The sequence below is a fragment of the Roseibium sp. QJM3NY_11 genome (assembly GCF_056173175.1).
Genome location: NZ_CM149660.1, coordinates 5,236,928 through 5,262,298 on the forward strand (window position 1 = coordinate 5,236,928; position 25,371 = coordinate 5,262,298).

Annotated in this window: 26 protein-coding genes, 1 tRNA gene and 1 pseudogene; 10 read left to right on the forward strand and 18 right to left on the reverse strand. The window is 62.3% G+C overall.

Features of this window, described 5'->3' with window-relative positions; genetic code table 11:
* Nucleotides 1-203 precede the first annotated feature (203 nt).
* Nucleotides 204-280, forward strand: a tRNA-Arg gene (locus AC0VX3_RS23980).
* A 645-nt stretch (nucleotides 281-925) separates the two neighbouring features.
* Here the strand turns inward: AC0VX3_RS23980 and AC0VX3_RS23985 are convergent.
* The 3 genes from AC0VX3_RS23985 to AC0VX3_RS23995 all read right to left on the reverse strand — a co-directional run bounded on the left by AC0VX3_RS23985 (nucleotide 926) and on the right by AC0VX3_RS23995 (nucleotide 2,649).
* Complete coding sequence (locus tag AC0VX3_RS23985; protein ID WP_475522624.1) at nucleotides 926-1,600, reverse strand: 4'-phosphopantetheinyl transferase family protein; 675 nt, start codon at nucleotides 1,598-1,600, stop codon at nucleotides 926-928.
* A gap of 481 nt (nucleotides 1,601-2,081) precedes the next feature.
* Nucleotides 2,082-2,309: a hypothetical protein gene (locus AC0VX3_RS23990; protein WP_342891238.1), complete on the reverse strand. Its 228-nt coding sequence runs from the start codon at nucleotides 2,307-2,309 to the stop codon at nucleotides 2,082-2,084.
* Between the two features lie 130 nt (nucleotides 2,310-2,439).
* Entirely contained in the window at nucleotides 2,440-2,649 is a 210-nt protein-coding gene (locus tag AC0VX3_RS23995) for a cold-shock protein (RefSeq protein ID WP_342891239.1), read from the reverse strand.
* 629 nt (nucleotides 2,650-3,278) lie between these two features.
* Here AC0VX3_RS23995 and AC0VX3_RS24000 point away from each other — a divergent pair.
* Both AC0VX3_RS24000 and AC0VX3_RS24005 read left to right on the forward strand, forming a co-directional pair.
* Nucleotides 3,279-4,631, forward strand: a complete 1,353-nt coding sequence (locus AC0VX3_RS24000; protein WP_475522625.1) for an aspartate aminotransferase family protein — start codon at nucleotides 3,279-3,281, stop codon at nucleotides 4,629-4,631.
* Entirely contained in the window at nucleotides 4,628-5,713 is a 1,086-nt protein-coding gene (locus tag AC0VX3_RS24005; protein ID WP_475522626.1) for an anhydro-N-acetylmuramic acid kinase, read from the forward strand. The genes AC0VX3_RS24000 and AC0VX3_RS24005 overlap by 4 nt, the downstream gene beginning before the upstream one ends.
* A 186-nt stretch (nucleotides 5,714-5,899) precedes the next feature.
* Here AC0VX3_RS24005 and AC0VX3_RS24010 read toward each other — a convergent pair whose 3' ends face one another.
* From AC0VX3_RS24010 to AC0VX3_RS24020, 3 genes are read right to left on the reverse strand one after another with little or no spacing between them, the layout of a single operon-like run.
* Entirely contained in the window at nucleotides 5,900-6,493 is a 594-nt protein-coding gene (locus tag AC0VX3_RS24010; RefSeq protein ID WP_475522627.1) for a hypothetical protein, read from the reverse strand.
* A gap of 7 nt (nucleotides 6,494-6,500) precedes the next feature.
* Entirely contained in the window at nucleotides 6,501-7,661 is a 1,161-nt protein-coding gene (gene dapE / locus AC0VX3_RS24015) for a succinyl-diaminopimelate desuccinylase (RefSeq protein ID WP_475522628.1), read from the reverse strand.
* 46 nt (nucleotides 7,662-7,707) lie between these two features.
* Nucleotides 7,708-8,133, reverse strand: a complete 426-nt coding sequence (locus AC0VX3_RS24020; protein WP_475522629.1) for a DUF805 domain-containing protein — start codon at nucleotides 8,131-8,133, stop codon at nucleotides 7,708-7,710.
* Between the two features lie 209 nt (nucleotides 8,134-8,342).
* On the opposite strand from AC0VX3_RS24020, the gene AC0VX3_RS24025 reads away from it, so the two are divergent.
* From AC0VX3_RS24025 to AC0VX3_RS24035, 3 genes are all read left to right on the forward strand, one after another.
* The gene (locus AC0VX3_RS24025) at nucleotides 8,343-10,652 is read left to right on the forward strand and encodes a mechanosensitive ion channel family protein (protein ID WP_475522630.1); all 2,310 of its coding nucleotides are present in this window, start codon (nucleotides 8,343-8,345) and stop codon (nucleotides 10,650-10,652) included.
* A gap of 297 nt (nucleotides 10,653-10,949) precedes the next feature.
* Nucleotides 10,950-11,723: a DUF2189 domain-containing protein gene (locus AC0VX3_RS24030; RefSeq protein ID WP_475525240.1), complete on the forward strand. Its 774-nt coding sequence runs from the start codon at nucleotides 10,950-10,952 to the stop codon at nucleotides 11,721-11,723.
* 223 nt (nucleotides 11,724-11,946) lie between these two features.
* Complete coding sequence (locus AC0VX3_RS24035) at nucleotides 11,947-12,804, forward strand: FkbM family methyltransferase (RefSeq protein ID WP_475522631.1); 858 nt, start codon at nucleotides 11,947-11,949, stop codon at nucleotides 12,802-12,804.
* Between the two features lie 133 nt (nucleotides 12,805-12,937).
* Here the strand turns inward: AC0VX3_RS24035 and truA are convergent, their stop codons facing one another.
* The 5 genes from truA to def form a co-directional block, all read right to left on the reverse strand.
* A complete protein-coding gene (gene truA / locus AC0VX3_RS24040) occupies nucleotides 12,938-13,759 on the reverse strand; it encodes a tRNA pseudouridine(38-40) synthase TruA (protein WP_475522632.1) in 822 nt (273 codons plus the stop codon).
* On the reverse strand, nucleotides 13,759-14,298 hold the full coding sequence (locus tag AC0VX3_RS24045; protein ID WP_475522633.1) for a GNAT family N-acetyltransferase: 540 nt from the start codon (nucleotides 14,296-14,298) through the stop codon (nucleotides 13,759-13,761). The genes truA and AC0VX3_RS24045 overlap by 1 nt, the downstream gene beginning before the upstream one ends.
* Before the next feature lie 21 nt (nucleotides 14,299-14,319).
* Nucleotides 14,320-15,267: a methionyl-tRNA formyltransferase gene (fmt, locus tag AC0VX3_RS24050; RefSeq protein ID WP_475522634.1), complete on the reverse strand. Its 948-nt coding sequence runs from the start codon at nucleotides 15,265-15,267 to the stop codon at nucleotides 14,320-14,322.
* A 155-nt stretch (nucleotides 15,268-15,422) separates the two neighbouring features.
* Entirely contained in the window at nucleotides 15,423-16,055 is a 633-nt protein-coding gene (locus tag AC0VX3_RS24055; RefSeq protein WP_342891251.1) for a MarC family protein, read from the reverse strand.
* Nucleotides 16,056-16,108: 53 nt separating this feature from the next.
* Nucleotides 16,109-16,627: a peptide deformylase gene (gene def / locus AC0VX3_RS24060; protein ID WP_475522635.1), complete on the reverse strand. Its 519-nt coding sequence runs from the start codon at nucleotides 16,625-16,627 to the stop codon at nucleotides 16,109-16,111.
* A 125-nt stretch (nucleotides 16,628-16,752) separates the two neighbouring features.
* Here def and AC0VX3_RS24065 point away from each other — a divergent pair, with 125 nt between their 5' ends.
* Together AC0VX3_RS24065 and AC0VX3_RS24070 are read left to right on the forward strand one after the other, a co-directional pair.
* On the forward strand, nucleotides 16,753-17,940 hold the full coding sequence (locus AC0VX3_RS24065; protein ID WP_475522636.1) for a DNA recombination protein RmuC: 1,188 nt from the start codon (nucleotides 16,753-16,755) through the stop codon (nucleotides 17,938-17,940).
* A gap of 40 nt (nucleotides 17,941-17,980) precedes the next feature.
* Nucleotides 17,981-18,277, forward strand: a complete 297-nt coding sequence (locus tag AC0VX3_RS24070) for a hypothetical protein (RefSeq protein ID WP_475522637.1) — start codon at nucleotides 17,981-17,983, stop codon at nucleotides 18,275-18,277.
* Nucleotides 18,278-18,418: 141 nt separating this feature from the next.
* Here AC0VX3_RS24070 and AC0VX3_RS24075 read toward each other — a convergent pair whose 3' ends face one another.
* The 4 genes and pseudogenes from AC0VX3_RS24075 to AC0VX3_RS24090 all read right to left on the reverse strand — a co-directional run bounded on the left by AC0VX3_RS24075 (nucleotide 18,419) and on the right by AC0VX3_RS24090 (nucleotide 21,117).
* A complete protein-coding gene (locus AC0VX3_RS24075; RefSeq protein ID WP_475525241.1) occupies nucleotides 18,419-18,718 on the reverse strand; it encodes a C40 family peptidase in 300 nt (99 codons plus the stop codon).
* 345 nt (nucleotides 18,719-19,063) lie between these two features.
* Nucleotides 19,064-19,285 (reverse strand): annotated as a pseudogene (locus AC0VX3_RS24080) (glycoside hydrolase); the annotation flags it as partial.
* A 32-nt stretch (nucleotides 19,286-19,317) separates the two neighbouring features.
* Nucleotides 19,318-19,668: a MarR family transcriptional regulator gene (locus tag AC0VX3_RS24085; RefSeq protein WP_342891256.1), complete on the reverse strand. Its 351-nt coding sequence runs from the start codon at nucleotides 19,666-19,668 to the stop codon at nucleotides 19,318-19,320.
* 54 nt (nucleotides 19,669-19,722) lie between these two features.
* Nucleotides 19,723-21,117, reverse strand: coding sequence for a leucyl aminopeptidase family protein (locus AC0VX3_RS24090; RefSeq protein ID WP_475522638.1), 1,395 nt, complete (start codon nucleotides 21,115-21,117; stop codon nucleotides 19,723-19,725).
* Nucleotides 21,118-21,414: 297 nt separating this feature from the next.
* Between AC0VX3_RS24090 and AC0VX3_RS24095 the strand changes: the two genes are divergently transcribed.
* Entirely contained in the window at nucleotides 21,415-22,188 is a 774-nt protein-coding gene (locus AC0VX3_RS24095) for a tetratricopeptide repeat protein (RefSeq protein WP_475522639.1), read from the forward strand.
* Nucleotides 22,189-22,259: 71 nt separating this feature from the next.
* Complete coding sequence (locus AC0VX3_RS24100) at nucleotides 22,260-22,430, forward strand: ribbon-helix-helix domain-containing protein (RefSeq protein ID WP_475525242.1); 171 nt, start codon at nucleotides 22,260-22,262, stop codon at nucleotides 22,428-22,430.
* 23 nt (nucleotides 22,431-22,453) lie between these two features.
* Here AC0VX3_RS24100 and AC0VX3_RS24105 read toward each other — a convergent pair whose 3' ends face one another.
* The 3 genes from AC0VX3_RS24105 to AC0VX3_RS24115 form a co-directional block, all read right to left on the reverse strand.
* Nucleotides 22,454-23,002 (reverse strand): GNAT family N-acetyltransferase, encoded by a 549-nt coding sequence (locus AC0VX3_RS24105; RefSeq protein WP_475522640.1) that lies wholly within the window; start codon nucleotides 23,000-23,002, stop codon nucleotides 22,454-22,456.
* Between the two features lie 349 nt (nucleotides 23,003-23,351).
* Entirely contained in the window at nucleotides 23,352-24,335 is a 984-nt protein-coding gene (locus AC0VX3_RS24110) for a type II secretion system F family protein (RefSeq protein WP_475522641.1), read from the reverse strand.
* 10 nt (nucleotides 24,336-24,345) lie between these two features.
* A complete protein-coding gene (locus AC0VX3_RS24115; RefSeq protein ID WP_475522642.1) occupies nucleotides 24,346-25,365 on the reverse strand; it encodes a type II secretion system F family protein in 1,020 nt (339 codons plus the stop codon).
* Nucleotides 25,366-25,371 lie beyond the last annotated feature (6 nt).

Here is a 25,371-nt window from a genome sequence, read left to right on the forward strand (position 1 = left end):
GTCTCGACACGATCGGGCGTGAGGCGCGGGCTTTCCCGGGGAATGTGACAGTTCCTTGAAAAAAGTTCGAAAAGTCGCTTGCAATCCCCGCCTGTCCGCAGTAACTAAGCGCCCTGTCCGGGGCACGCACAAACGCCCCGCAGCGCCTGGACCGGCCATCCCGAGGTTCTTTGAAAAACCCGATGGCAAGGTCTTCGCAATACGCACCGGTAGCTCAGCTGGATAGAGCACCAGACTACGAATCTGGGGGTCAGGGGTTCGAATCCTCTCCGGTGCGCCATTTCCCAAAATGTCCAGCCTTGAGACATAGGTAACAGTTTATACCGGAGACATGAGTTACAAACTCGTGCCAAACCGGGTGTCGATTGTCTGTGGTGTTCCCTGCGCCAGATCGATGTAGCCCGGATCACAGCTCAGGAAGCTGATCAGCCGGTTTCCCCCGGATCAGGTCCGGGGCAGGCTCTCTCCATTTCCCTGATCCCGGGCTTCTGGCCGGCCAGCACGGTCGAGACGCTGATCTTCTTGCGATGCATGCAGATCCGGCCGCGGGCGGTCCCCAGGGCATCGCGGGCATGGAAGGGATAGTCTACTCCTGCAGGCCTTGACAAGGCCTTGGCGAGGGCCGGTAGACCTCTGCCGGGGTTCTTCGTGGCCAATGCTTCATGGAGCCGCTTCGCGTTGAATTCGAACCGATGCGGTTTTTGCCCCCGCCCGACGATATCGAATGCGCCAAAATGGTTTTGCAGGAACCAAAGCGATGGCGGCATCCACGTCAGAGAGCCCCATATTGGCGATTGATCCTGCCAAGGTCCTTTCTCAGGTTCGCGGGGGCAGAGCGGACGGCGCTGTTGTTTTCGACAAGTCGGCGTCGCGGCGCAGAAGAGCCTGGTTCGGAATGCCTGATCGAAGTCCGTGCGGTGCGGGACTAGCCGGGAACAAGGTCGCTGGGGCAAAGGTCGACACGGCTCAGCCCGTTCAACCTGCTTCTCGCTGCAAGCGCGAACCAGTGCGCCCCGATGCGCGTGCTTTCGAGCCACCAGTCTTGTGGCGCTCCATAATCTTGCGGCAGGGCGACAAGCTGCGGCTTGTGACCGGTGAAGCCAATTTGTTTCGGAGGCATGGAGAAACCCAGGCCGTTTGCTTTCATCACCGCCTCCTTCGCGGTCCAGAGTTGAAAGAACCGTTCAAGCGGCTCGCGGCACTTGCCGATCTCCTCGATCTCCTCCTGGCAAAAGACGGCACGCGCCACACTTTCGCGGTCGCGCAGGTCGCGTACCAATTCGACATCGACTCCAATCTCGATTTCCCTTGCGATTGCGACTGCGGCCAGGCCTTCGGTATGGCTGACGTTAAACCGAATGGACGCGCCGGGCAGAAATGGCTTGCCGTAGGCATTCAGAGCGAACTCGCGAGCCACCACCCCGTGCCGACCAAGTGCGTGATGAAGCAGGGCGTGGGCGACGATGTAGAGCCGCCGTGCACCCTGCACGACGAAGCGATCTGCCCGGGCACGTTCTTCGGCAATCAGCTGCGCCGAAATCGACGGCAGCAGCGCGTCGTCGGCAGGACTGACCGGGCACAGGAAAACGGTGACATCCATCGGCTCAGGGTAATCCGTTCATGCAGCATCGGCTATCACCGTGAGCCTGCGCCAAAGAGTTTTTCACGGGCCTGTGCGGTGCTGCTGAAGAACTCGGGCAAGCACCGAACTGATCCAGGCTCTCGTGCCCATATCCCGAATTGGTCCTGGCGGATTTCGATCATTGCGCCCGATGTGGATCTGGTGAACTTTCCGGCCGGGCCCAGCACCCCCTCGCACCCGGAGTGACATGCTCGCGTCTGTATCCCTGGCCGAGAGGGCATTCTCCGGCGGCAGCGGTTGGTCTCGGGTGTTCCGGTTGTCCAGCGAAACGGGTGCCTGGCACAACAGTCTCTTCAGTGCGTCTGCGTCTTCGGGAAAATCTGCCCGGCGCGTTTCCGTTGGGCGGGTGATGCCTGGTTCCCGCCGAAAAATCGGCGCGCCCTGGAATTGATATCGGGCTCCGCGCCGGTTTCTCTGAGGGGCGCAGGCAATGGTCGCCTCAGGAAGCGGACCGTTTGCGTTTTTTTGTCTTGCCGGCCGGTTCCGGGGCCGGCTGGTCCGCCTGCATGGCCAGGCGCGCCGCGCGCAGTTTATTGGTCTTGGCTTCGCGCAGGTCTACTTCTGCCTGCAGGATCTCCTGCGAAATCCGCTTGGTCGTTTCAGCCTTTGATTCCGCTGTCTCCCGCCGTGTCCGGCTGAGCTTGCCGTCGGTGGTCTCCGTGGACATGACTTCCGATCCTTTCAAAGGTGCGCATCAAAAAGTGCGCATAAAAAAAGGCCGGGAAATTTCCCGACCTTTCGTCTCATCCGTCTCGTCCCTGCCAGTACATCCGTGGTCAGGGACCGGGGACGAAGCCTTAAACGGCCTGCAGGTTGTCAGCAGCGGACTTGCCGGAGCGACGGTCCTGGACAACGTCAAAGCTGACCTTCTGGCCTTCGACGAGCGGCGGCATGCCAGCGCGCTCGACAGCGGAGATGTGAACGAACACGTCTGCAGCGCCATCGTCCGGCTGAATGAAGCCGAAGCCTTTGGTGGAGTTGAAGAATTTAACGGTTCCAACGGTCATAACGATTACCTTTCAATCGGTCATGAATGTATGCATGCCACTAATTTTGCGCGACAATGCGGTTAGGTCGACGTTGATAGGGAAGATCGTTCGGGCCGCGGCACGCCGCGCAGTCACAAAGTTCGTCAAACAATATCGATGAGCTTTATCTAGGCGAAAACAATGGTAAAAACAAGGCAGATTACAAAAAATAGTCCGACTTTTTCTCGTTTATGCAATTTCAGCGCGCATCCTCCGGCAGGGTTTCGTCAAGAAAGCCTTGTATTCCCTCAAAAAACGCAAGGTTTCCCGAATGTTTCGGGCGCGGCGGGACGTGCCCGGCAGTCCTTCCGCCCCCTCGCCCGCGGCTTGCCCAGTTGAAAGGGCCCAGTTGAAAGGGACCCTGGAAAGAGCCCTTTGCGTCTGCTCCCCCCTGGTTGCTCCCCCTGGCTGCAATGGTGACGCGATCCCGAGGGTCGGCAGCACCTGGTTCCGCAAGCCTGTTTTTCCCACGGCACCGATTGCCCGTTCGCACGGGTGGGACTAGGGTCCCTACCCTGACGTGGTCCTGACCGCGCCGGCACCGCCGTGTCGCCCTGCGGATGGGTCGTCCTGCGGATCTTATCATTGCTCACGACATGAGGCCTCCCATGGCGCAGTTGCCAAATTCACTCGAAGCCCGCGATTCCGCCTGTCAGCTTCACTCCTATGCCGATGCCCGCCGACAGGAGGAGACCGGCGCGCTGGTCATTGAAAAAGGCGACGGCATCTACGTCGAGGACATCGGCGGCAAGCGTTACATCGAAGGCATGGCCGGTCTGTGGAGCGTAGCGGTCGGCTTCGGCGAAAAGCGTCTTGTCGACGCGGCCACCCGCCAGATGCAGAAGCTGCCCTATTATCACACCTTCACCTACAAGACCCACGGCCCGTCGATCGAACTTGCCGAAAAGCTGATCGAGATGGCGCCGGTGCCGATGTCGAAGGTCTATTTCACCAACTCCGGCTCCGAGGCCAACGACACCGCGATCAAGCTGATCTGGTACCGTTCCAACGCGCTCGGCCAGCCGCAGCGCAAGAAGATCATTTCCAGGGTGCGCGGCTATCACGGGGTCACGCTCGCTTCGGCCAGCCTGACCGGACTGGTCAACAATCACCGGTCCTTCGACCTTCCGATCCCCCAGGTCCTGCACACCACCTGTCCTCATTACCGCACCATGAAGAAGGACGGGGAAAGCGAAGCGGATTTCGCCGGGAGATGCGCGCAGGATCTTGAGGACATGATACTGGCCGAAGGCCCGGAAACGATCGCCGCCTTCTTCGCCGAGCCGGTCATGGGCGCCGGCGGCGTCATCGTGCCGCCGGACGGTTATTGGCAGGCGGTGCAGCCGGTCCTGAAGAAATACCGCATCCTGTTCGTCGCGGACGAGGTCATCTGCGGCTTTGGCCGCACAGGCAACATGTTCGGGACCCAGACCTATGATCTCAAGCCGGACATGATGACACTGTCCAAGGCGCTGTCGTCCTCCTATCAGCCGATTTCCGCGCTGCTGATCAATGACGCCGTCTACCAGCCGATCGCCGATGAAAGCCACAGGATCGGCGTGCTCGGTCACGGCTACACCGGCAGCGGTCATCCGGTGGCGGCCGCCGTCGCGCTGGAAAACCTGAAGATCATCGAGGAGCGCGACCTGGTCGGCCATGTGAAGGCCGTGGCGCCGGTGTTCCAGAAGCGCCTCGCCGAACTGGCGGAAAACCCGCTGGTGGTCGAGACCCGCGGCATCGGCCTGATCGGGGCCGCCGAATTGTCTCACGCGGCCCTGGCCGAAACCCCCGGCGCTCTGGGCGTCAGAACCAACGCGGAATTCCAGGACAGGGGCCTGATCTCGCGCAACATGCTCGATGCCATGGCCTTCTGCCCGCCGCTGATCATCACCGAGGCGCAGGTGAACGAGATGTTCGACATTGCCCGGGCCGGCCTGGACGCTGTCGCGGAGAGCCTATGACCACCTGGTCTGTCGTCGGCACCATAAGCGGAACCTCCGCCGATGGAATTGATCTGGCGGAAATTGAAACCGGCGGCACAACCGTATCCCGTTTCGGCCCGGCCGAGACGGTGGCCTACCGGCCCGAGACGAAACGGCGCGTGCTGGAGGCGGCGGCGGGCAAGGGAACCCGGCGCGACGCCTGGCCCGATCTTGCCCGGGATGTCACGCAGGACCACGCCGCAGCGCTCCGCAGTTTCCTGGACAAGCACGGCCTTCACCCCGATGCCGTCGTGTTTCACGGCCAGACGGTCTGGCACGACCCGGCGGCGGGCGAAACGGTGCAGCTCGGCGATCCGCAGGCCCTCGCCAATGCGTTGCAGGTGCCGGTGATCGGCAACGTCCGGCTTGCGGACATGGCCGCGGGCGGGCAAGGAGCCCCCCTGGTGCCCGTGTACCACCAGGCCCTGACGCGGTCCCTGGTCGGTCAGGACAGGCAACCGCTGTGCTTTCTGAATATCGGCGGGGTCTCCAACCTGACCTATGTCGACGGTGACCGCCTGCTGGCTTTCGACATCGGCCCGGGCAACGCGCTTCTCGACGACTGGATCCGCCATCACGGCGCGGGGGACTACGACGCGGGCGGCGCGATCTCCGCCAGGGGGCAGGTGGATGAGACCAGGCTGCGGCAGGCACTGGACCACCCGTTTCTGGGCGCGCCCGGACCGAAATCCCTCGACCGCTACAGTTTCTCCGGAGCTTTTGCCGAAGGCCTCGGCCTTGAGGATGGTGCGGCGACCCTGCTGGCCTTCACCGCGCAGGCTATCGCGAAGTCGGAGACCCTGCTGCCGCGGGTCCCGCGCCTCTGGATCGTCTGCGGCGGCGGCCGGCACAATCCGGTTCTGATGGGGGCACTGGCGGATCTGCTTGCCGGGGACGTTGCCACCTCGGACATGTTCCGGATCGACGGCGATGCGCTTGAAGCACAGGCGATGGCATTTCTGGGCGGGCGGCTGATGGCCGGATTGCCGACAACCTATCCTGAAACCACCGGCACGGCCCTTCCGGTGGTCGGCAGCAAGCTTTATACGCCCGGGTCCTGAACGGCCCCGCCGCCACCCGCAACATGATGTGCTGCACGGTGACCGGACAGGGCACGGGTGTCGCCGCCGCGCTATCGGTCAAGCACGGACTGGATCTGGACGCGATGAATATCTCGCTGTTGCAGAGCGAACTGAAGCGGCAGGGCGTGCGGCTGCACCAAGGCCGCCCGCCTGTGACCGGCTGCCCTAACCTCCCCACATCAGCCCGACGATCTGGGAGATCACCAGGGTCATCAGCACTTCCAGAACGACGATGCCGATGGACAGGCTGATGCCGGTCTGAAGGGCGATGCGGGCGACCTGATACCGGTACCAGATCACGGCCACCAGGCAGGTCAGCGAGAACAGCACGGCAAAGCCCGGGCTGATCACGCCGAGCAGGAACAGCAGATAGGTAACAAGGTAGGGAATTGACGCCAGCAAGCTGGTCCAGTTGTGCACCACGATGAAGGGCACGTAGCGGTGCGAGATGCCCATCGGAACCGCCAGGACAGCCAGGACAGCCGGGAGCGCAAGCCAGTCGCCCCCCAGACCGACCGCCTGCGCGAACCAGAAGGCGTCACCTGGAAAACTGTCCGGATGATAAAGGTTCTCGATGAAATAGAAGCGTTGCTCGGCCAGACCGCTGACCAGAAATGCCGGCACCAGCAGAAAGATCACCAGGAACGAGCGCCAGAACCCGCCGATCGACTGGTCGAAAAACGCCATGCCTTCCGGCCGGTTGCGCAGAAGCAGCCAGGACCCGTCCAGTGCCGCGCGAATTTCGCCCAAACCGATCAAATGCCGTTCACCCCTGAAAAAAACTGTCCAGAAATCTCTTGTAGACCGCGGTCAGCCGCTCCAGATCGCTGACGGCGACACATTCATCGACCTTGTGCATCGTCTGCCCCACCAGACCGAACTCCACTACCGGACAGTAGTTCTTAATAAACCGTGCATCGGACGTGCCGCCTCCGGTCGACAGCTCAGGTGTGCGGCCGGTTACAGCCGCGACCGCATCGCTGAGCGCCGCAATCAACGTCTCGTCCCGCGTCAGGAATGATTCACTGGCATCGCGCTTGAACTCAAGTCCCAGTTCGAGTTTTCCAGTATCGACCTGTTCCAGCGTCTGCCGGATCCTGTCCTTGAGGGCCCCGAGCGTCCAGGCGTCGTTGAAGCGGACGTTGAAGCGGGCTTCGGCGCGGGCGGGAATGACGTTGAAGGCCGGGTTGCCGACATCCACGGAGACAAGTTCCAGATTGGACGGCTGAAAACGGTCGTTGCCGTTGTCGAGCGCGAGCGCGTCGAGCGCCGCCATCAGGCGCAGGAGACCCGGGATCGGATTATCGGCCAGATGCGGATAGGCAACATGCCCCTGGGTGCCGGTGACGGAGACCGTTCCGGAGAGCGACCCGCGCCGGCCGACCTTGATGGCATCGCCGAGTGTCTCCGGATTGGTCGGCTCACCGACGATACAGGCATCGAAGACATGCCCCTGTGCCTTCGCCCATTCAAGCAGCTTGACCGTGCCGTTGACCGCGGGCCCTTCCTCGTCGCCGGTGATGAGAAAGGAGAGTGTTCCGCCGAAGCCGTTGCCCTGTTCAGCGACGAAATCGAGGGCGGCGGCCGCGAAGGCGGCGATACCGCCCTTCATGTCGACGGCACCTCGGCCATACAGCATGCCATCCTCGATCGCCGCCTCGAAGGGGCTGTGACGCCAGTCGCCCGCCGCGCCCGCCGGAACCACGTCCGTGTGGCCCGCGAAGACGAAATGGGGCGCGCCGGTGCCGATGGAGGCGAACAGATTGTCCACGTCCGGGGTGTCCGTGTCCTGGAACGTGACCCTGGAGACGGCGAAACCCGCGGAAGCGAGCAGCCGTTCCAGCGTTTCCAGAGCGCCGCCCTCGGCAGGCGTGACCGAGGGACAACGGATCAGGTCCTGAGCAATGGCAACGGCGGAGGAAGGCATGAAATCGGTCTCTCGGTATGGACGTTGGTTGGCGGCAACGCAGCAGTCAGCGCTTGCGCCAGTAGCTGTTGGGAAGCGGACCGTGCCGGTTGGGCGCGGCCTGGCTCGGCACCAGGCCCAGAACGATCAGCATGATCAGGCTGACAACCGGAACGAAAATCAGCAGGGCCAGAAAGCCGCTCTGACCGACATCCTGCAAGCGCTTGATCACCAGCGCCAGCTGGAACCATTGCAGCACCAGGATCAGCACCGGAAACAGCGGATTGGTGTTGATGAAGTCTCCCGCCAGCAGGGCCTCAGGCGTCGGGGTGCCGGGCTCGGAAAGCCACCAGATCCTCATCGCGATGCAGAAAATGATCCAGATGATCGCGAAACAGAGCCAGTAGGGCTCGCGTCCGATGCGGCCGATCGGACTGAGCAGTGCCCAGAGGGGTCCCGGGGAAATGTTCGCGCTTGGTGGAGGGGTATTCATTCATCCCGCTCTTGCTGATGGGTCTGGCAAGGAGGTAGACGCATAAACGGCATGGATCAAGCTCTGTCATGCAACTGGTGGATCGCCGCCGGTTCCAGCGAACTCATACATCAAGCTGCTTCGCATTGATTACGCTGCGTTTTTTGGTGGATTTCAAGCATTTGCTGTGTCAACTCTAAGGCCGTGCAGATTGAGATAAAGAAGGGGGCATGCCGATGACCGGTGCCAGGAAGCCAAGATCAACCGCCTCGGGAACCTTCTGTGCGACCATCCGGGCGTCCGCCCTCGCCTTCGTCGCCGCCTTTTCTCTGGCCTGCCTTCTGACCGGAATCCTGATGCCGCCGCTGAGCGCCACCGCGCAGGAAAGCGGTGCGGAACTGCCGCCGGAATTGCGCCCGGAGGCGTTGGAAAAGCTTGTATCCGACCTTGATCCCGAGCAGGTCAGGGCGCTGGCCGACCTGATGACACTCCTGCAGCAAGGTGCGACGGCAAACAACGCCGCCGGGGCATCGTCGGTCGAAACGCCGGGGCTTGCCGATCAGGCCGTTGCGATGATCGACCGGTTCGGCACCATGGTCGCGGAGCATTTCCGGAGCCTGCCGGCACTCTTTACCGCGGTTCTGACAGCGGTCGGCGCGCTTTTCGCCGGCAGTGTTGCCGGCCCGGTGCATATACTGGCCGGTGCTGTCGCCCTGATCCTGGCGGCAGGTTTGACCGCAGAATATCTGGTCAACCGTCTCTTTGCCGCCCGGCGCGACAGGATCCGGGCCCGACAACCGGAAAACCTGTTTGAAACAGTCAAACTGGTGTCCGCCCGTGCGGGCCTGGACCTCGGCGGCCTGATCGTCTTTGCCATCGTGGCCTTCGCTGTCGGCCGGATGGCCATCCTGGATCCGTCAACCCGCGTCTTCGCCTTCCAGGTCGTTTACTGGATCGTGCTTCTGCCCCGGCTCGTGGCCGCACTTCTGCGCTTTGCCCTTGCCCCGCACCGAAGGGAGCTGCGGCTGGTCACCGCGGACGACGCCACCGCCAAATCGCTCTACCGCAACTTCACGATCCTTTTTGTCCTTGTCGGCGTGATCTTCGTGCTGCGCAACATCATGCTCGCGTCGGGCGAGATCGGCGTTGCAGGCCCGTTCCGTTTCTTTTTCGGCCTCGGCGTCAATGTCTGGATCATCGTGGTGATCTGGAAGGCGCGTCACGGCCTGACAAGCATCATCCTGGGCGACGACTCCGACCCGACCAGCGGGCTGGAACGCATGGCCCGGTTCTGGCCGTATTTCTCCATGGCGTTCATCGCCTTCAACTGGCTTCTGGTGCAGGTCACCGCCAGCATGGGAATCGAGGCCCTGACGGCGGGGCGCTCTCTGGGTGTGATCGCGCTGGTTGTGTTCGCGCCGTTCCTCGACACGATGGTGCGCGGTATCGTGTCTCATATCATCCCCCCCATGCAGGGCGAAGGTCCGGTTGCCGAGGCGGCGCACCAGCAGACGCGGCACAGTTATGTGCGCATTGCGCGCGTCGCCTTGCTTGCGTTTCTGATCCTGGTGGTCGGGCGCATCTATGGCCTGAACCTGCTCGCTTTCGGCAGTGACAGCGGCTCGGCGGTCGCGCGCGGAAGCGTGATTTTCCTGCTGATCCTGGCCGCCGGCTATCTGGCCTGGGAGATCACCAATCTCTGGGTGTCCCATCAGCTGGCCAAGGACTCGCCTCCGACGGAAACACAGGACGACGATGCCGAGATGGGCGGAGCCGGAAAATCGCGCATGGCGACCATCCTGCCGCTGATCCGCGTGGTGCTTCAGATCACCATTCTCACGCTCACCGGCTTGCTGGCGCTCAGCCAGCTCGGCATCAACATCACGCCGCTTCTGGCAGGTGCCGGCGTGGTCGGCCTTGCGATCGGCTTCGGCGCGCAGACCCTTGTCCGCGATGTCGTCGCCGGCATCTTCTTCCTGATGGACGACGCCTTCCGGCTGGGCGAATTTATCGACGCCGGCGGAACCATGGGGTCCATCGAGAAGATCTCGATCCGGTCGCTGCAATTGCGGGGCACCCGCGGTGCGGTTCACATCGTGCCCTATGGCGAGATCCCCAAACTCACCAATCTCTCCCGCGACTGGGTGATCATGAAACTGAAATTCACCGTCCCGTTCGACACGGACGTCGAAAAGGTGCGCAAACTGTTCAAGAAGATCGGCCAGGACATCATGGAGATGGAAGAATACAAGGACGACATCCTGGCGCCCTTCAAGGGTCAGGGGGTCGCCGACGTTGACGATGTCGGCATCGTTGTGCGCGGCAAGTTCACCACCAAGCCCGGCAAGCAATTCGGCGTGCGCAAGGAAATCTACAAGCGCGTGCAGCAGACTTTCGAGGAGAACGACATCCAGTTCGCCCGCAAGGAAGTCCGCGTGCAGATCCCGGAAAATGCCAATCTGGACGACAAGCAGAGAGAAACCGTCGCCGCGGCGGCCGCGGCAGCCGCGGCCACGGAGATCAAGCCGGCAGCGCAATAACGCGCGTCGGCGGGTGCCCCGTCCCCGCCGCCTCCACACTCTCGCCGCGGTGCGCGCTTTCTGTTGCGCCGACGAAGCCGGAAATGGAATGCAAGCCGGCTGAACCGACATTTGTAAGTCCTTCTCCCGATTGAGCGGGCGCTCTTTCCGTGCCTAGTATTGCAGGCCCGCCGGTCGCAGGCGGGCGTGGAGCTTTTGGGAGGAGGCTGGCGCATGAACGAAAAGACTTCGATCCCCGACGATACCTCGACGCCGGACGGTACATCCGGGGCGTTCACAGGGGACGGGCTGAAGCCCATGCCCAGGGTGAACAGGATCACCGTCAACGACGTGATCGACGCGCTGGCGGCCGGGCTGTCCGATTTCCGCGCGGCGCCTGTCTATGGCCTCACCATCGGGGCGTTCTTCGCAGTCGGCGGCCTGTTCGTGATCCTGAGCGCGGCGGCGCTGAACATGAGCTACCTGTCCTATCCGGCCGCCGCCGGTTTCGTGCTGATCGGCCCCTTCGCCGCAGTCGGGCTCTATGAGGTGAGCCGCAGGCTGGCGAGCGGCCAGGAGCTGTCCTGGTCGAAAGTCTTCGGCACCATGTGGGCACAGAAGGGCCGGGAGCTGTCCTGGATGGCGTTTGTCGTGCTGTTCATCCAGATCATGTGGATGTACCAGGTGCGCCTGCTGCTGGCTCTCTTTCTCGGCTTCCGCTCTTTTGCGTCCTTCGGGGAGTTCCTGACCGAGCTGATCACCACGCCGGAAGGGCTGATGTTTCTCGCAATCGGCCATGTGGTCGGCGCCGTGCTGTCGCTGCTCCTGTTCTCCCTGACGGTTATCTCGTTTCCGCTGCTGCTGGAAGAGGACCGCGACTTCATCACCGCCATGATCACCAGCGTGCGCGCGGTCGTGACCTCGCCGGTGCCGATGATCGGCTGGGCCTTCGTGGTCACCGCTGTCCTGATTGTCTCCATGGCCCCGGCCTTTCTCGGCCTGATCGTCACCCTGCCGGTGCTGGGGCACACGACATGGCACCTTTACCGGAAATGCGTGGCGGCTCCGGAGGAAAACGCGGGCCGAAGCTGAAGGCCGCCGGATGGGCCCGAACCGGCCCAGGACCGGACCCTGTTCGGGCCCAGATCAGGCAAAGACCGGCCCCGGACCGCTCAAGGGGCCGGTGCGCAGTCTTGACTCTTTTCCAAATGACATCGACAAGCATGTCCCAGCCTGGACGGACGCCCGCTTTCCGCGCGGCGCGGATCCCAGGCAGAGCGACCCGAGGCCATTCCCGGAGTTCAAGAGCACCGAAATGACAAACACACCCGAGCGGAAGAAGAAAAAAAGATCCGGAAAGCGCTCGAGGACGGCTCAGAAGCTGCTGTTCCGGATTGAAAACAGACGCCTGTTTCTCCGGCTCCTGGACCTTTACACCAAACTGAACAAAAGCTGGAAGGTCGCCGTGTCCGATGGCGGCCGGTTCTTCCAGGTCACGGACCGCCAGGGCAACCGCCTGCACATCATCCACAAGAACCGGCTGCCGTTCTACAAGAGCGGCGTTCCGCCCAGGGTCAACGGACTGCTCGACGATTACATGATTGACCGGTCAGCCCTGCGCGACGGCGATGTCTTCATCGATTGCGGCGCCAATATTGGTGAAATCGGCGTCGGCCTCGGGCTGGCCGGGAAAGCGCTGCGTTACATTGCCTTCGAGCCCGGAGAGGAAGAACACGGGGCCTGCAGCCTCAACAATCCCGGATCGAGCTGCGAGAAGACGGCTCTCTGGAAGGAGACCTGCGTCCTGAAGTTCTACGAAAAATCGGACAGTGCCGATTCTTCCCTGATCGAGTTTGGCGGCCACGAGACCGTCACCGAAGTGCCGGCGACCACGATCGACGCCTATTGCGCCTCCAGGGGCGTCGGCGCGGTCAGGTATCTGAAGATAGAAGCGGAAGGCGCGGAACCGGAAGTGCTGGAAGGCGCGGTCGACACGCTGAGACGAACGCAATTCGTGACCGTCGATTGCGGCTATGAGCGGGGTTTCGATCAGGAAAGCACGTTGCCCACGGTCTGTAACCAGCTCATCCGGAACGGGTTCGATCTGGTCAGAATTCAAGAAGGCCGGCTGATCGCCCTGTTCGAAAACAAGGCGCTCGAAAAGGCAGAATGATCGTTGCCCCGCCTGCTATCGGGCGGACGCGTATCCATATCCCGGCAATCCGCTCTTCAGGAACTGTAAGGCGAAGCCCTGCCGCCTGGGTCACTGGTACGGCTGGGCCTGGTTTTCCCGTGTGGCCCGAGGCTCAGGCCTCGCCGTCATCCCCGGCTGCCATCGCCGCCTTGCGCGCTTTCTTGTCCTGCCACTCTTCCAGATCGACCTCGACCGGTCGGTAGTCGACCCGGGTGAGGTAAAGCCCGTCAGCCGGTGCCACCGGGCCGCAGGCCTGGCGATCACGCGCCTGCAGAGCCCGGGTGATGTCGCCCGGCTGCCATTTGCCCTCTCCGACCAGCCTCAGGGACCCGACCATGGAACGGACCTGATTGTGCAGAAAGGAACGGGAGGCACATTCGGCAATCACGTACTCGCCTTCCCTGCGCACTGAAAAATGTTCCAGCGTCTTTTCCGGGCTTTTCGCCTGGCATCGGGTGTGACGGAAAGTCGTGAAATCGTGATGGCCGACGAATTCCTGCGCCGCCGCGTGCATCGCCTCTGCATCGAGCTCTGTCTTGATGTGCCAGGCAAGGCCGCGGTCATGGGTCAGCGCCGGCACCCGGTTGCGGATGCGATAGCGGTAGGAGCGCCTGATCGCGGAAAAGCGGGCGTCAAAGCCGGTGTGCATCTGCTCCGCGTGCAGCACCACCACGGGATCCGGCAGACAATGGAAATTGACCGCGCGCATCACCGTCTCGGCCGGCCAGTCCTTTGACAGATCCGCATGGCAGACCTGCCCGGTGGCATGGACACCGGTGTCGGTGCGGCCCGCACCGCCGATGGAGACGTCCTCGCCGGTAAACGCCTTGAGCGCCCGTTCGATCACCGCCTGCACGGACGGGCCGTTCGCCTGTCGCTGCCAGCCGCAATAGGGACGGCCATCATAGTCCACAGTCAGCTTGTAGCGTGGCATTATTCGAATTCTTCAAAGGGCGTCGCGAAGGCGACCTCGATCGGCAGGTCTCGCGATCCGGCCTCGGTCAGGGCCAGGGCCATGAAGGCCGCGCCTGCATAGGGCCCCTGCACCTTCCTGGCCAGGCCGGCGTCAAAACCGAAACGCGGGAAATAGGCCGGGGGTCCGAGCACCAGCACAAGATCCTCGCCCAGCTGCTTCAGCCGATCCAGCGACGCGCGGATCAGGACCGAGCCGATGCCGGATTTCTGCTTGTCCGGCCAGACGGAAACCGGCGCCAGGCATGCGATCTGCATGGCCTGCCCCGGACCGACACCGGCAGGGGTTACCCGGCTGTAGGCGATATGGCCGACGATCCGCCCGTCGGTATCGAGCACGACCTGCTCCAGCACCAAAGCGCCGCAATGGCGCAGCGTGTGCACGAGGCGCGCTTCCATGTCCGAGGGAAAAGCTGCGATCAGAAGATCGCGCACCACCGCCTCGTCGGCGGATATAAAATCCCGGACAGTCAGCCCGAGGGCAGCGGCGGCATCGGTCATTCGTGTCTCCTGTGGCCCAGCTTAGTCCAGAACCGTGCCGGCAGAAAGTGTCGTGCCGCGGAGGAAATCGGCGCCGCTCATCGGCTTCTTGCCGGCCCGTTGCACCTGCTCCAGACGCACCGCGCCCGAACCGCAGGCAATCAGGGGGGCCTCGCCCTGGCCGGTTGCCGCCAGAACAGTCCCCGGCGCGCCCGCGCCTTCCGCCAGACCGCTGCGCAGGATCTTGACCCGTTCCGGCTTGCCGCCAAGCGTCATCTCGCACCAGGCGCCCGGGAAGGGCGACAAGCCGCGAATGTGGTTGTGAACCTCGCGCGCCGGTTTCGACCAGTCGATGCGGGTTTCCTGCTTGGAGATCTTGGCCGCGTAGGTCACGCCGTCTTCCGGCTGCTGCTGCTCGCCGAGCGCGCCCCTGGAAAGCGCCGGCAACGCCCGCACGATCAGGTCGCCGCACAGGGTGGAAAGACGGTCGTGCAATTCACCGGCGGTCATGTTCTCGCCGATGGCGAGTGTTTCGGACAGACAGACAGGCCCGGTATCGAGCCCCTCTTCCATGCGCATCACCTGAACAGCGGTTTCGGTGTCCCCTGCCATGATGGCCCGGTTGATCGGCGCGGCACCGCGCCAGCGCGGCAACAGGGAGGCATGCAGGTTGAGGCAGCCCAGTCGCGGTGCATCCAGGATGGCTTTCGGCAGCAGCAGGCCATAGGCGACCACGACAGCCACATCCGCGTCATGGGCCATGAACGCGGCCTGCTCGTCCTTGTCCTTCAGGCTCCTGGGCGTGAACACCGGGATGCCGAAGGATTCGGCCGCTTCGTGCACCGGTGATTTCTTCAGCTCCATGCCCCGGCCCGCCGGCCGTGGCGGCTGGCAGTAGCAGGCCACAACGTCATGGCCCTGGCCGACGATTTCCATCAGGGTCGGCACCGAGAAGTCCGGGGTGCCCATAAAGATGACGCGAAGAGACATGAGGTTCCTGAGCGGTTCGAGACAGTCGGCCCCTTATTGCGTCTCGGACCGAGCCTTGCAAGAGCGCGATGTCGCGTGGTCCCCGATTTGCCGCGATCCCTCGCGGCAACGCTTCATGCCTGACTTTACAGCGGCTCTGCCGGACCGGGTCGCCGTCAGGCCAGGCCCGGCAACAGGGCTTTCAGACTGTCGACCATCATTTCCATGGCAATCGCCGCCAGGATCATGCCCATCAGGCGGCTCATGACACTGGTGGCGGTCTGACCGAGAAATCGCGACAGATAGGGCGCGGCGAAGAAGGTGCCGACCAGAAGTCCGATGGCGGCGGCTATGGCCGCCACATAGGCGATCTCGCCGGAGAAATCGCTCACCTGGCCACGATAGATGATCATCGTCGAGATCGACCCCGGCCCCAGCAGGATCGGCACGGTCAGCGGATAGATCGCCGGGTTGTCCTGCTCCGCATGATGTTCCTGTTCCTCTTCGGTGCCGTGATGCGCCTTGCTCTTTTCACCGGATATCAGATTGAGCGCGATCAGGAGGATCAGGAATCCGCCGGCAAGGCGAAAGGCGTCCAGGCTGATGCCGAAGACCTTCAGAAGCGCGCTGCCGGTCAGGCCGATCACGACCGACCCTGCCACAAGACCGATCAGCAGCGTAACGGCAACCTTGCGCTCAAAGGCGGCGCCCTTGTCCGCCGTCAGCGACAGGAACACCGGCAGATTGGCAATCGGGTTCATGATTGCGAAGAGCGCGGCGAAGAGTTTCAGGAATAAGGCCTGATCCATAGGTTAACCGCCCTTTTTGGTTCCCTGCAGTCCGTCCCAGGGTGTCCGGACTATCAGGATTTGCCGGCCATCTTTGCCTGCTTGGAGAATTTCTTGACCACGCGATCGCGCTTCAGTTTCGACAGGTAGTCAATGAACAGCTTGCCGTTGAGATGGTCAAGCTCATGCTGGATGCAAGTCGCCAGGAGGCCGTCGGCCTTGAGTTCCTGTTCGCCGCCTTCGCGGTTCAGGAATTTCACCGTCACTTCCGCAGGCCGCTCGACATCCTCGAAAAATTCCGGGATCGACAGGCAGCCTTCCTGATAGACGGATGTGTCCTCGCTGGCCCAGACGATCTGCGGGTTGATGAACACCAGCGGCTCCTTCGGCGCATCCTCCTGGGCGACATCGAGCACGAAGATACGCTGCAGGATACCGATCTGGCTGGCGGCAAGGCCGATGCCCGGCGCATCGTACATTGTCTCCAGCATATCGTCTGCCAGCGCGCGGATGCTGTCGTCCACGGCGGTGACCGGTGCGCAGATCTCGCGCAGCACAGGGTCGGGAATCGTGATGATCGGTCGTTTGCTCATTTGCCTCACATAGGCAATCACGCTGCCCCGGTCAACGCGGAATTCTCCCGGACCTCAGCCATTTTCGACGCAGTTCGGGCTGCATGCGGATGGGCGCGGCCCGCGAATCGTTCTATGTTTGTTTCATGAACGAGATCCTGTTTGAGTTTGGCGGCCGTCCGGTAACAGTCCTGGAAACCGCGATTGCCTGCGGTCTGCTGCTGCTGAGCCTGATTGTCTGGCTGGTGCTGAAGACCATGCGTGAGATCAGGCTGCGCGGAGAGGCGGACACGGCGTCGGCGGAGCGCATTCACGAACTGGAAAGCCACCTGTCCCAGCTGTTGAAATCCCAGGGGGAAATGACCGGACGGATGCAGACCATGGCCGAGGTGTTCGGCTCGCGCCAGTCCGACATGATGCGCGCCGTCAACGAGCGCCTGGACGGCATGGGCCACAAGCTGGGCCTGTCCATGGCCGACACCAGCAAGCGGACCCAGGACGGCCTCAGGCACCTGCACGAGCGTCTTGCCGTCATCGACCGGGCCCAGAGCACGATCACCGACCTCTCCGGCCAGGTCGGCCAGTTGCAGGCAATCCTGTCCAACAAGCAGACACGCGGTGCGTTCGGCCAGGGGCGTATGGAGGCGATCATCCAGGACCAGATGGCGCCGAGCACCTTTTCCTTTCAGGCGACCCTGTCCAACAACAGCCGGCCGGACTGCCTGATCCACATGCCCAACGGCGCGCCGCCGCTGGCCATCGATGCCAAGTTCCCGCTGGAGGCTTACAACCTGCTGCGCAAGGCGGACAGCGACGACCAGCTGAAATACGCCCAGGCGCAGTTCCGCCGCGATTTCACCAAGCACATCCAGGATATCGGCGGGAAATACCTGCTGCCCGGCGAAACCCAGGACACCGCGTTCCTGTTCGTGCCGTCGGAGAGCATCTTTGCCGAACTCAACGAGAATTTCGAAGATCTGGTGCAGAAGTCTCACCGGACCAGGGTGGTGATCGTGTCGCCGTCCCTGTTGATGCTGTCGATCCAGGTGATCCAGTCGGTTCTCAGGGACGCCAAGATGCGCGAACAGGCGCATCTGATCCAGGCCGAAGTCGGTCACCTGATCAGCGATGTCAGCCGGCTGAACGACCGGGTCGGCAAGTTGCAGTCGCACTTTTCCCAGGCCAACAAGGACATCGACCAGATTCTCATTTCCACCGACAAGATATCCAAGCGCAGCCGCAAGATCGAGGATCTGGAGCTGGGCGAGGTTCAGGGATCGGTCGAGGATGCGTCCGGCCCCGAGCCGCAATTGCCCATACCGTCCAGTTCGTAGAATCTTTCTTCACCAGGTCACTTCAACCCGGGAGGGTTTCATGTCCGATCAATTCCCGATGGACCTCTCAACCGCCGCGCCGCCGGACACTTTCTCGCCACCGGAACAGGCGCTCTGGTGGCTGGCGAAGGGCTCCTTGAGCCTCGGTCCGGAATGGGAGCGCGCGCATGATATCTGCCAGAGCGCGGAGGGCGATCCGGCCCACGACTGGATCCACGCCCTCTGCCACCTGATCGAGGACGATCCCGGCAACGCCGCCTACTGGTTCCGGCGCGCGGGCAAACCCGTGGAACGGGACGCAGAGCGGCTGTGGCGGGAGATCGCGGGAACCGTTTGAGGGCGGCGGCTTGGCTCACGCCCGGATCGGCCGGGGCGACACAATTGGAGTGCCGCCACATCAACCCGGTCCGGCCCGCCGATCCCGAGGAGGGACGCCGAGGCGACCGCGTCAATGTCCACCACCGTTTCCCGCAACGGCCTACGCCAGCCGCCGCGCCCTGGTGATCGCGCCCCATTCGCTCGCGGCGATACGCTCGATGGCCTTGTCCAGATCCTCGAAGGCCACCGTCATGGTGTGGCCGTTGGCGTGGAGCAGGCGGTTCGGGCCGGCGACAATCCCGACATGGCCCTTCCAGAACAGGAGATCGCCGCGCCGAAGCGCCGACGGATCGTCATGCGCAATTTCGTCCCCGGCCTCGGCTTCCTGCATGTCGCTGTCACGCGGAAGATCAATTCCGCCGGCCTGGGCGGCGAGCTGGACCAGCGCCGAGCAATCCAGCCCGAGGCTGGAGCGGCCGCCCCAGAGATACGGTGTGCCGACGAATTCCTCGGCAACGGTGACCCAGTCCTCCTCGAAGGCGTCCACCGGCACCAGATGCTTCGCGACGACCGCCGAACCGTCACCGAGCAGCGCATAGCCGAGACCGCGCGTCTCCGTCTCGCCGGTGACCGTCACCTTTGAACCGATGGAGAGAAGCCCGAGCGGGGGCAGCTTCAGTTCCGGTCCGGGATAGCGGTAGGTCCTGAGCGCCCGGACCCGGTGGGTCGCGGCTGCCACCGGACCCAAGCCGTCGGAGGACAGCCAGCCGACATAGCCGTCGGTGTCGAGCTGCCCCCAGGCCCAGCCCTCGGGTGTCTGCTCATAGACGGTAATCCATTCGCCGCGCAGTGCTTCGGTGTCGATGGGCCTGTCGGCGCGCGGCTCGGGCCGGATTGTCAGCCGGTCCGCGGTGACCCGCATGACCTCGCCTTCGACAAACCGGTCCGCCTCGGCGCGGCCCTGGTAATCGATGGCGGCAAGATCCGGGCGGACCGGATGACGGCGGCGGTCAAGAACCTGGGACATGACTGGCGGGGCCTCTTCGGGAAAATGTAACGTCAGCGCGGCAGCTCGCCGGCCTTTTCAACCACGAGGTCGCCAAGATGCTCCAGATAGAGCGCGCCCTCAACCGTGCGTGTGATGATCACGTTGCGCTTGTCGGCCTCGTCCCGCTTGCGCGACAGCAAGCGCATGCCGCCAAGGGTGTCGAGCGCCCTGGTGATTGCCGGCTTGGTCACGTTCAGCTTGGACGCCAGCCCGCGCACCGTGTGGGGCGGCGGCTCCAGGTAGACGATCAGCAATATGGTCATCTGGCGCGCGGACAGATCCTGTTCGCCGTCCCGCACCAGCGCCAGATTGACATCATGCAGCAATTTCAGCGCCTGGGAGGCGCGCAGGTCGACAGCCATGTATGAGCGTATCCCTATCCATGGACAGCAAACCACAAAGACGTTTCGGAACCGTTATTGTGTGTCCGCATACCGATCGCATATCAGGTCGAACAGACTGCGGATGCCCTGCGCCTCGCCGCCGGCGGGCTTGCCGGGTTTTTCCATCGGGGTCCAGCCGTAGATGTCGAAATGCGCCCAGCTTCCGGCATTCTCGACGAACCGCGACAGGAACAGGGCCGCGGTGATCGAACCGGCGAAGCCGGTGCCCGACGTGTTGATGTGGTTGATGTCCGCGATCTTGCTGTCGAGATATTTCATGTAGGGACGCCAGAGCGGCAGGCGCCAGAGCGGGTCCGCCGCGGCCTCGGCCATGACGGCCATGTCGTCGGCCAGGACCTCGTCATCGGTGAAGAACGGCGGCAGGTCGGGACCGAGCGCAACACGGGCCGCCCCCGTCAGGGTCGCCATGTCGATCATCAGGTCCGGGCTTTCCTCATCGCCGAGCGCCAACCCATCGGCTAGTACAAGCCTGCCCTCCGCATCGGTGTTGCCGATCTCGACCGTGAGACCCTTGCGACTCTGAAGGACATCACCGGGGCGGAAGGCGTTGCCGGACACGGCGTTTTCAACGCAGGGGATGATCACACGCAGCCGGACCGGCAGCTTCGTGGCCATGATCATCGCGGCCAGGCCAAGCACGTTTGCCGCGCCGCCCATGTCCTTTTTCATCAGCGACATGGAAGAGCCGGGCTTCAGGTTGAGACCGCCGGTATCGAAGATCACGCCCTTGCCCACCAGCGTGATCTTCGGATCGCTGTCGCTGCCCCAGGTGAAGTCGGCCAGACGCGGAGCGCGCGGACTGGCCCGGCCGACCGCGTGAATCATGGGAAAATTCTCTTCCAGAAGGTCGTCGCCGATGACGATCCGGCCGGTGCCCCCATGCTGCCTGAAGAGGACGGCGGCCGCTTGGGAAAGCTCTCCGGGTCCCAGATCGTTGGCAGGTGTATTGATGAGATCGCGGGCCAGTTTCACGCCGTCCAGAATGACGCCGAGCCGGTCGAGATCGAGCTCATCGGCAACGGCAAGCCTCCGCGTCTTGCCGGCATCCTTCAGGTAGCGGCCGAAGGAATAGGCGGACAGGGCAAAACCGAGCGCGGCCTGTTCCGGATCGGGGAACCCGTCGGCAAGATGATAATCTCCGGCCGGCAGCGCGTTGACCAGACCGCCGAGCGCGAACGGATGGGGAAGCTCCGTCTGCTCTGTCCCGAACAGGACCGCCGCCCCGGTGCCGTTCGCACCCGGTACAAGCAGAAAAGTCCCCGGCCTGCCGATGTAATCGTTCAGGGTACACCAGCTTCTTGCGGCGTCACCGAGTTCTGCCAGAACATCGGGCAAAGTCGCCTCGGTGACGGCGATCACGGGTGTGGTGCTGGCAACATCGCTTTTGCGGACAAGACTTTCGCGCAAGGGAAGAACTCCGTTGAAATGAAATCGGCGTGAGACGCATGGGGATCCGGCATCCGAGCTACCGGCCCTTCGGCGTCCGCTCGCCGAGTCGGCTGAAATCGGCAAGTCACCGAAGCCTAAGGCCCCCTGCGCGGCAGCGCAACATGCCGCGGCAGGCACATGTCGGTTCTCGCAATCCGCAACGCGGCTTAACCAAGCATTAGGGTTAATTATCTATTTTCTCAGGGAAAGCAGAGCTGGTCCGAAAGGCGAGACAGCTCTTGCCATGACCTGCCGCGGACAACAAGGATATTGAAAATGCACGCGTCCAGACCCGGTACCGTTTCCCGTCGCACCAGACTGGCTTCGACGCTGATGGCCATGACGGCGCTTGTCCTTGTCGCCGGCTGCGCTTCCAACAAGTCGAACACGGGCACCCACTCGCCCGCCTCCGGGTTCACATCGCCGGGCTCGGGTCAAGCCCTGGCCCAGGTGTCGAAGTGGTCCAAGGCCTATCAGCGCGCACCCAAGGACCGCAGCGCGATCCTCGGATACGGCAGCGCACTCAGCCAGAACGGCCAGATGCCCCAGGCGATGGCCGTGCTCCGGTCCGGCGTGATCACTCATCCCAAGGACCGGGAAATCGCGTCGGCCTACGGCAAGGTGCTGGCAATGAACGGCCGGTTCGACGAGGCTCTCAACGTGCTGCAGCGCGCACAGCAGCCCGCCACGCCGGACTGGAAACTGATGTCCGCGGAAGCGGCGATCCACGACCAGACCGGCAATCATCAGAAGGCGCGCAGCCTTTACAAGCAGGCACTCAAGATCGCACCTGAAGATCCCAGCCTTTTGAACAATCTGGGCCTGTCCTACCTGCTTTCCAACGAGCTTCCGGACGCGGAATACACTCTGCGCAAGGCAGCAAACCTGCCCGGCGCGGACAGCCGCGTGCGCCAGAACCTGGCGCTCGTCCTGGGCGTTCAGGGCAAATACGACGAGGCCATTCAGGTCGCCCAGGCCGAACTCGATCCGCAGCAGGCAAAGGCCAATATCGCCTATCTGCAGGCCATGATGCAAAAACGCCGCAGCTGACACGGCACCTTCGCGTTCCCCGCGGGTCCCGGCATAAGAAATTTCCCCGACTCGATACCGACACTCGGCTGCTGAACGGTTCGGGTTGGGCTTGTCGCAAATCTTGTGGAGGGCAAGTCCCACCGGAGGGGCAGCGCCAGTTCCGCATGATGGCAGCCGAAGAAGGCACAGCCAATCAGGCATTGTCGGCCGAAGCGTTGCGTTTTCCCTTTCGGAACAAGGGTAATACCAAAGAGCGTTGATTATTCCGATGAACGTATTTCAATTACTTCAAGGCAGTTGGCCAATCATCTGCGGACATTGCGTAACAAACGTGATTTACCCAAGTGCCGTACAGATTTTCCGCATCGATTTGCAACCCTTCGCTTACAAAGCCAAGTCGTTCGCAGACTGCTCGGCTTTTCGCGTTTCCTTCGGCCACGGGTATGAACACTTTGTCGAGCTTAAATTCCTTGAATGCATAGTCCGTGAAGAATCTCGTGCAGCGCGTAACAATGCCATTTCCCTGATACTCTTCTGACAGCCAGTAACCGATAACAACGGATCTCGTTGTTTCATCAATTTCATGATATCCGCATATTCCGGCGAGTTTCTCTTCAAAGAAGACGCCGCAAGCAAACCCTTTTCCATCACTCAGTTGTTTTTGAATTCCTTGAATGAACAAACGCGATTGCTCAGGCTTCGTATTGTAGTCCAGCCAGGGCAGCCATTGGCGCAAGTAAACTCTATTGCGGTCTATCAATTCGAATAATGTATCTGCGTCATCCAGATTTAGAATTCTGGCAGTTATCTTGTTGTCAATTTCAAACTTCATGTTTGACCAGCTCGCTAAAACGATAGCTGCATACACCTGTACACAGCCCATCTACACCATTGTTCTGAAAGCCGTTTCGACGAGGCCGGCGCATGAAGCTTCAGGCTTTGCCGGAGCCATGCCTGTCGCGCCAGGGCAGCCACGCCATTCGCCTTCAAGATGAGAGGTGCACCAGCCTTGAGCAACGCGTTTGGCGGCTTCATGACCTGAATCGCGCAGGACGGCTTTGCTAGCGTGTCACCTGGCGAGGATGACGACGACGAGGCTGGACCGTGCCATTGGTCCTTTGGCTGCAGCCTGGAGTCGGATTTCCGGTCCGGTGTGTTTTCGGGACCGGAAGCGCGGCCCGTCACGGGCTGCCGAATTCCTCGAGCACCTGCATCACCGCCGGTCCCATGATGATGAAGAACAGGACGGGAAGAAAGAACAAGATCATCGGTACCGTCAGTTTCGGTGGCAGCGACGCGGCCTTCTGTTCGGCCATCTGCATCCGCAACTCGCGGGTGTCGTCGGCCATGGTCCGGATGGCCGAGCCGACGGGTGTTCCGTAGCGTTCGGCCTGGATCAGCGCCATCATCACGTTCTTGACGCCGTCGACGCCCGTTCGTTTGGCCAGGTTTTCATAGGCCACGCGCCGTTCGCTCAGATAGGAGAGCTCGGCGGTGGTCAGAGACAATTCCTCGGCCAGTTCGACGGATTGAACACCGATTTCCTCGGCGACCCGCTGGAAGGAGCCTTCAATGGCCATGCCGGATTCGACGCAGATCAGCATCAGATCGAGGGCGTCGGGCCAGGCTCTCTGGATCGTCAGCTTGCGCTTGTCGATCTTGTTTTTCAGGTAGACGTTCGGAAGAAAGGCACCGACGCCGGCAATCGCGATACAAAAGCAGATCTTGGACAGGGCCGGAAGCGTCGCCGGCAGGACCAGGAACGCATAGGTGATCGCAAAAACAAAAATGATGCCGGGCAAAGCGATGCGTGCCGTCAGAAAATAGTAAAGCGGTGCCGAACCGCGATACCCTGCCATCCGCAGCCGGTCGGTCGTGGTTTCGTCCGACAGCATTTCCTTCAGGTTCAGCCGGTCGACGAAGCTCTTCATCTTTGCCTTGGGCTGGTTGCGCAGGGACGCGCGCGCGTCCGCCTGGTGCTCCAGCAGACGGGCCCGTTCCCGGGCGCGCAGCTTGTCACGTTCCAGCGCGACCGACTTCATCCGCGTCTTCAGGGTGTTGTTCGACAGCAGCGGCATCACCAGCGAGAAAATCGTGCCGGTAACGGCCACCATTGCCAGGACGGCGGCCAGGAACTGGGTCGAGGCGATTGTTTCGAGATTCATGTTGCAGCCCTTAGAAGTCGAAATTGATCATCTGGCGCATGACCATGACGCCGATGAACATCCAGAACAGCCCCCCGGCAATGATGATGTTCCCGGATGTCGTCGTGAACAGCAGCATGATGTAGTTCGGGGCGACCAGGAACATGATGCCTCCGACACCGAAAGGCATGGCGCCGATGATGCCTGCAGAGGCCTTGGCTTCCGAACTCAGGGCCGTGATCTTCCGCTTCATCGCCTTGCGCCCGCGCAGCACCTTGGAAAGGTTGCCGAGCGCTTCGGCGAGACCGCCACCCGCCCTTTGCTGGATCGCGATCACGATGGCGAAGAAATTGGCTTCGGCAACCGGGACCCGGTCAGGCAGTTTCGCCACCGCCTCGGCAAGCGAAACTCCCATGATCTGTGTCTCGGTGATCTTGCGGAACTCGGTCGCGACGGGCTCGCGCGCCTCCCGTGCAACAACCTTGATGCAATCCCCGAGCGGAAGTCCGGCCTTCACGCCGCGCACAATGATGTCGACGCCGTTCGGCAGTTCATCGAGGAAAGCATTGAAGCGGCGCTTGCGCTTGCTGCCCACATACCAGCGCGGCATGCCGAACAGGCCGGCGAAACCCAGGGCCAGGCTGATCCAGAGATTGCCGCTCACGAGAAGTCCAACGACAAGGAAGATCACGCAACAGATGATGCTGAAGATAATGAAATGTTTCATTTCCCAGTTCAGACCGGCCTGCTCCATCCGGGTCTTCAGGGAAACCTTGAGCTGTTTGTCCTGCTTCGCCTTTTGCCGATCCTCGAAATCCTTCAGCTGATCCTGTATGGACTTCTTGCGCCGGTCGGTGTCCCTGAGCACCTTGCGTTGTGTCTCGCTCTGCGGCCGCGCCGAGACAGCCAGCATGCGCTGGTCGCGCCGCTTGGTTCCGGACAGGGCCGGCTGGAACAGGCTGAATATGACACCGCCAACGGCCAGCATGACGAGCACCGCCACGGCCAGACCGGTGATTTGAGGTGTGAGAAACTCTGCTAATGCGGACATGAGATC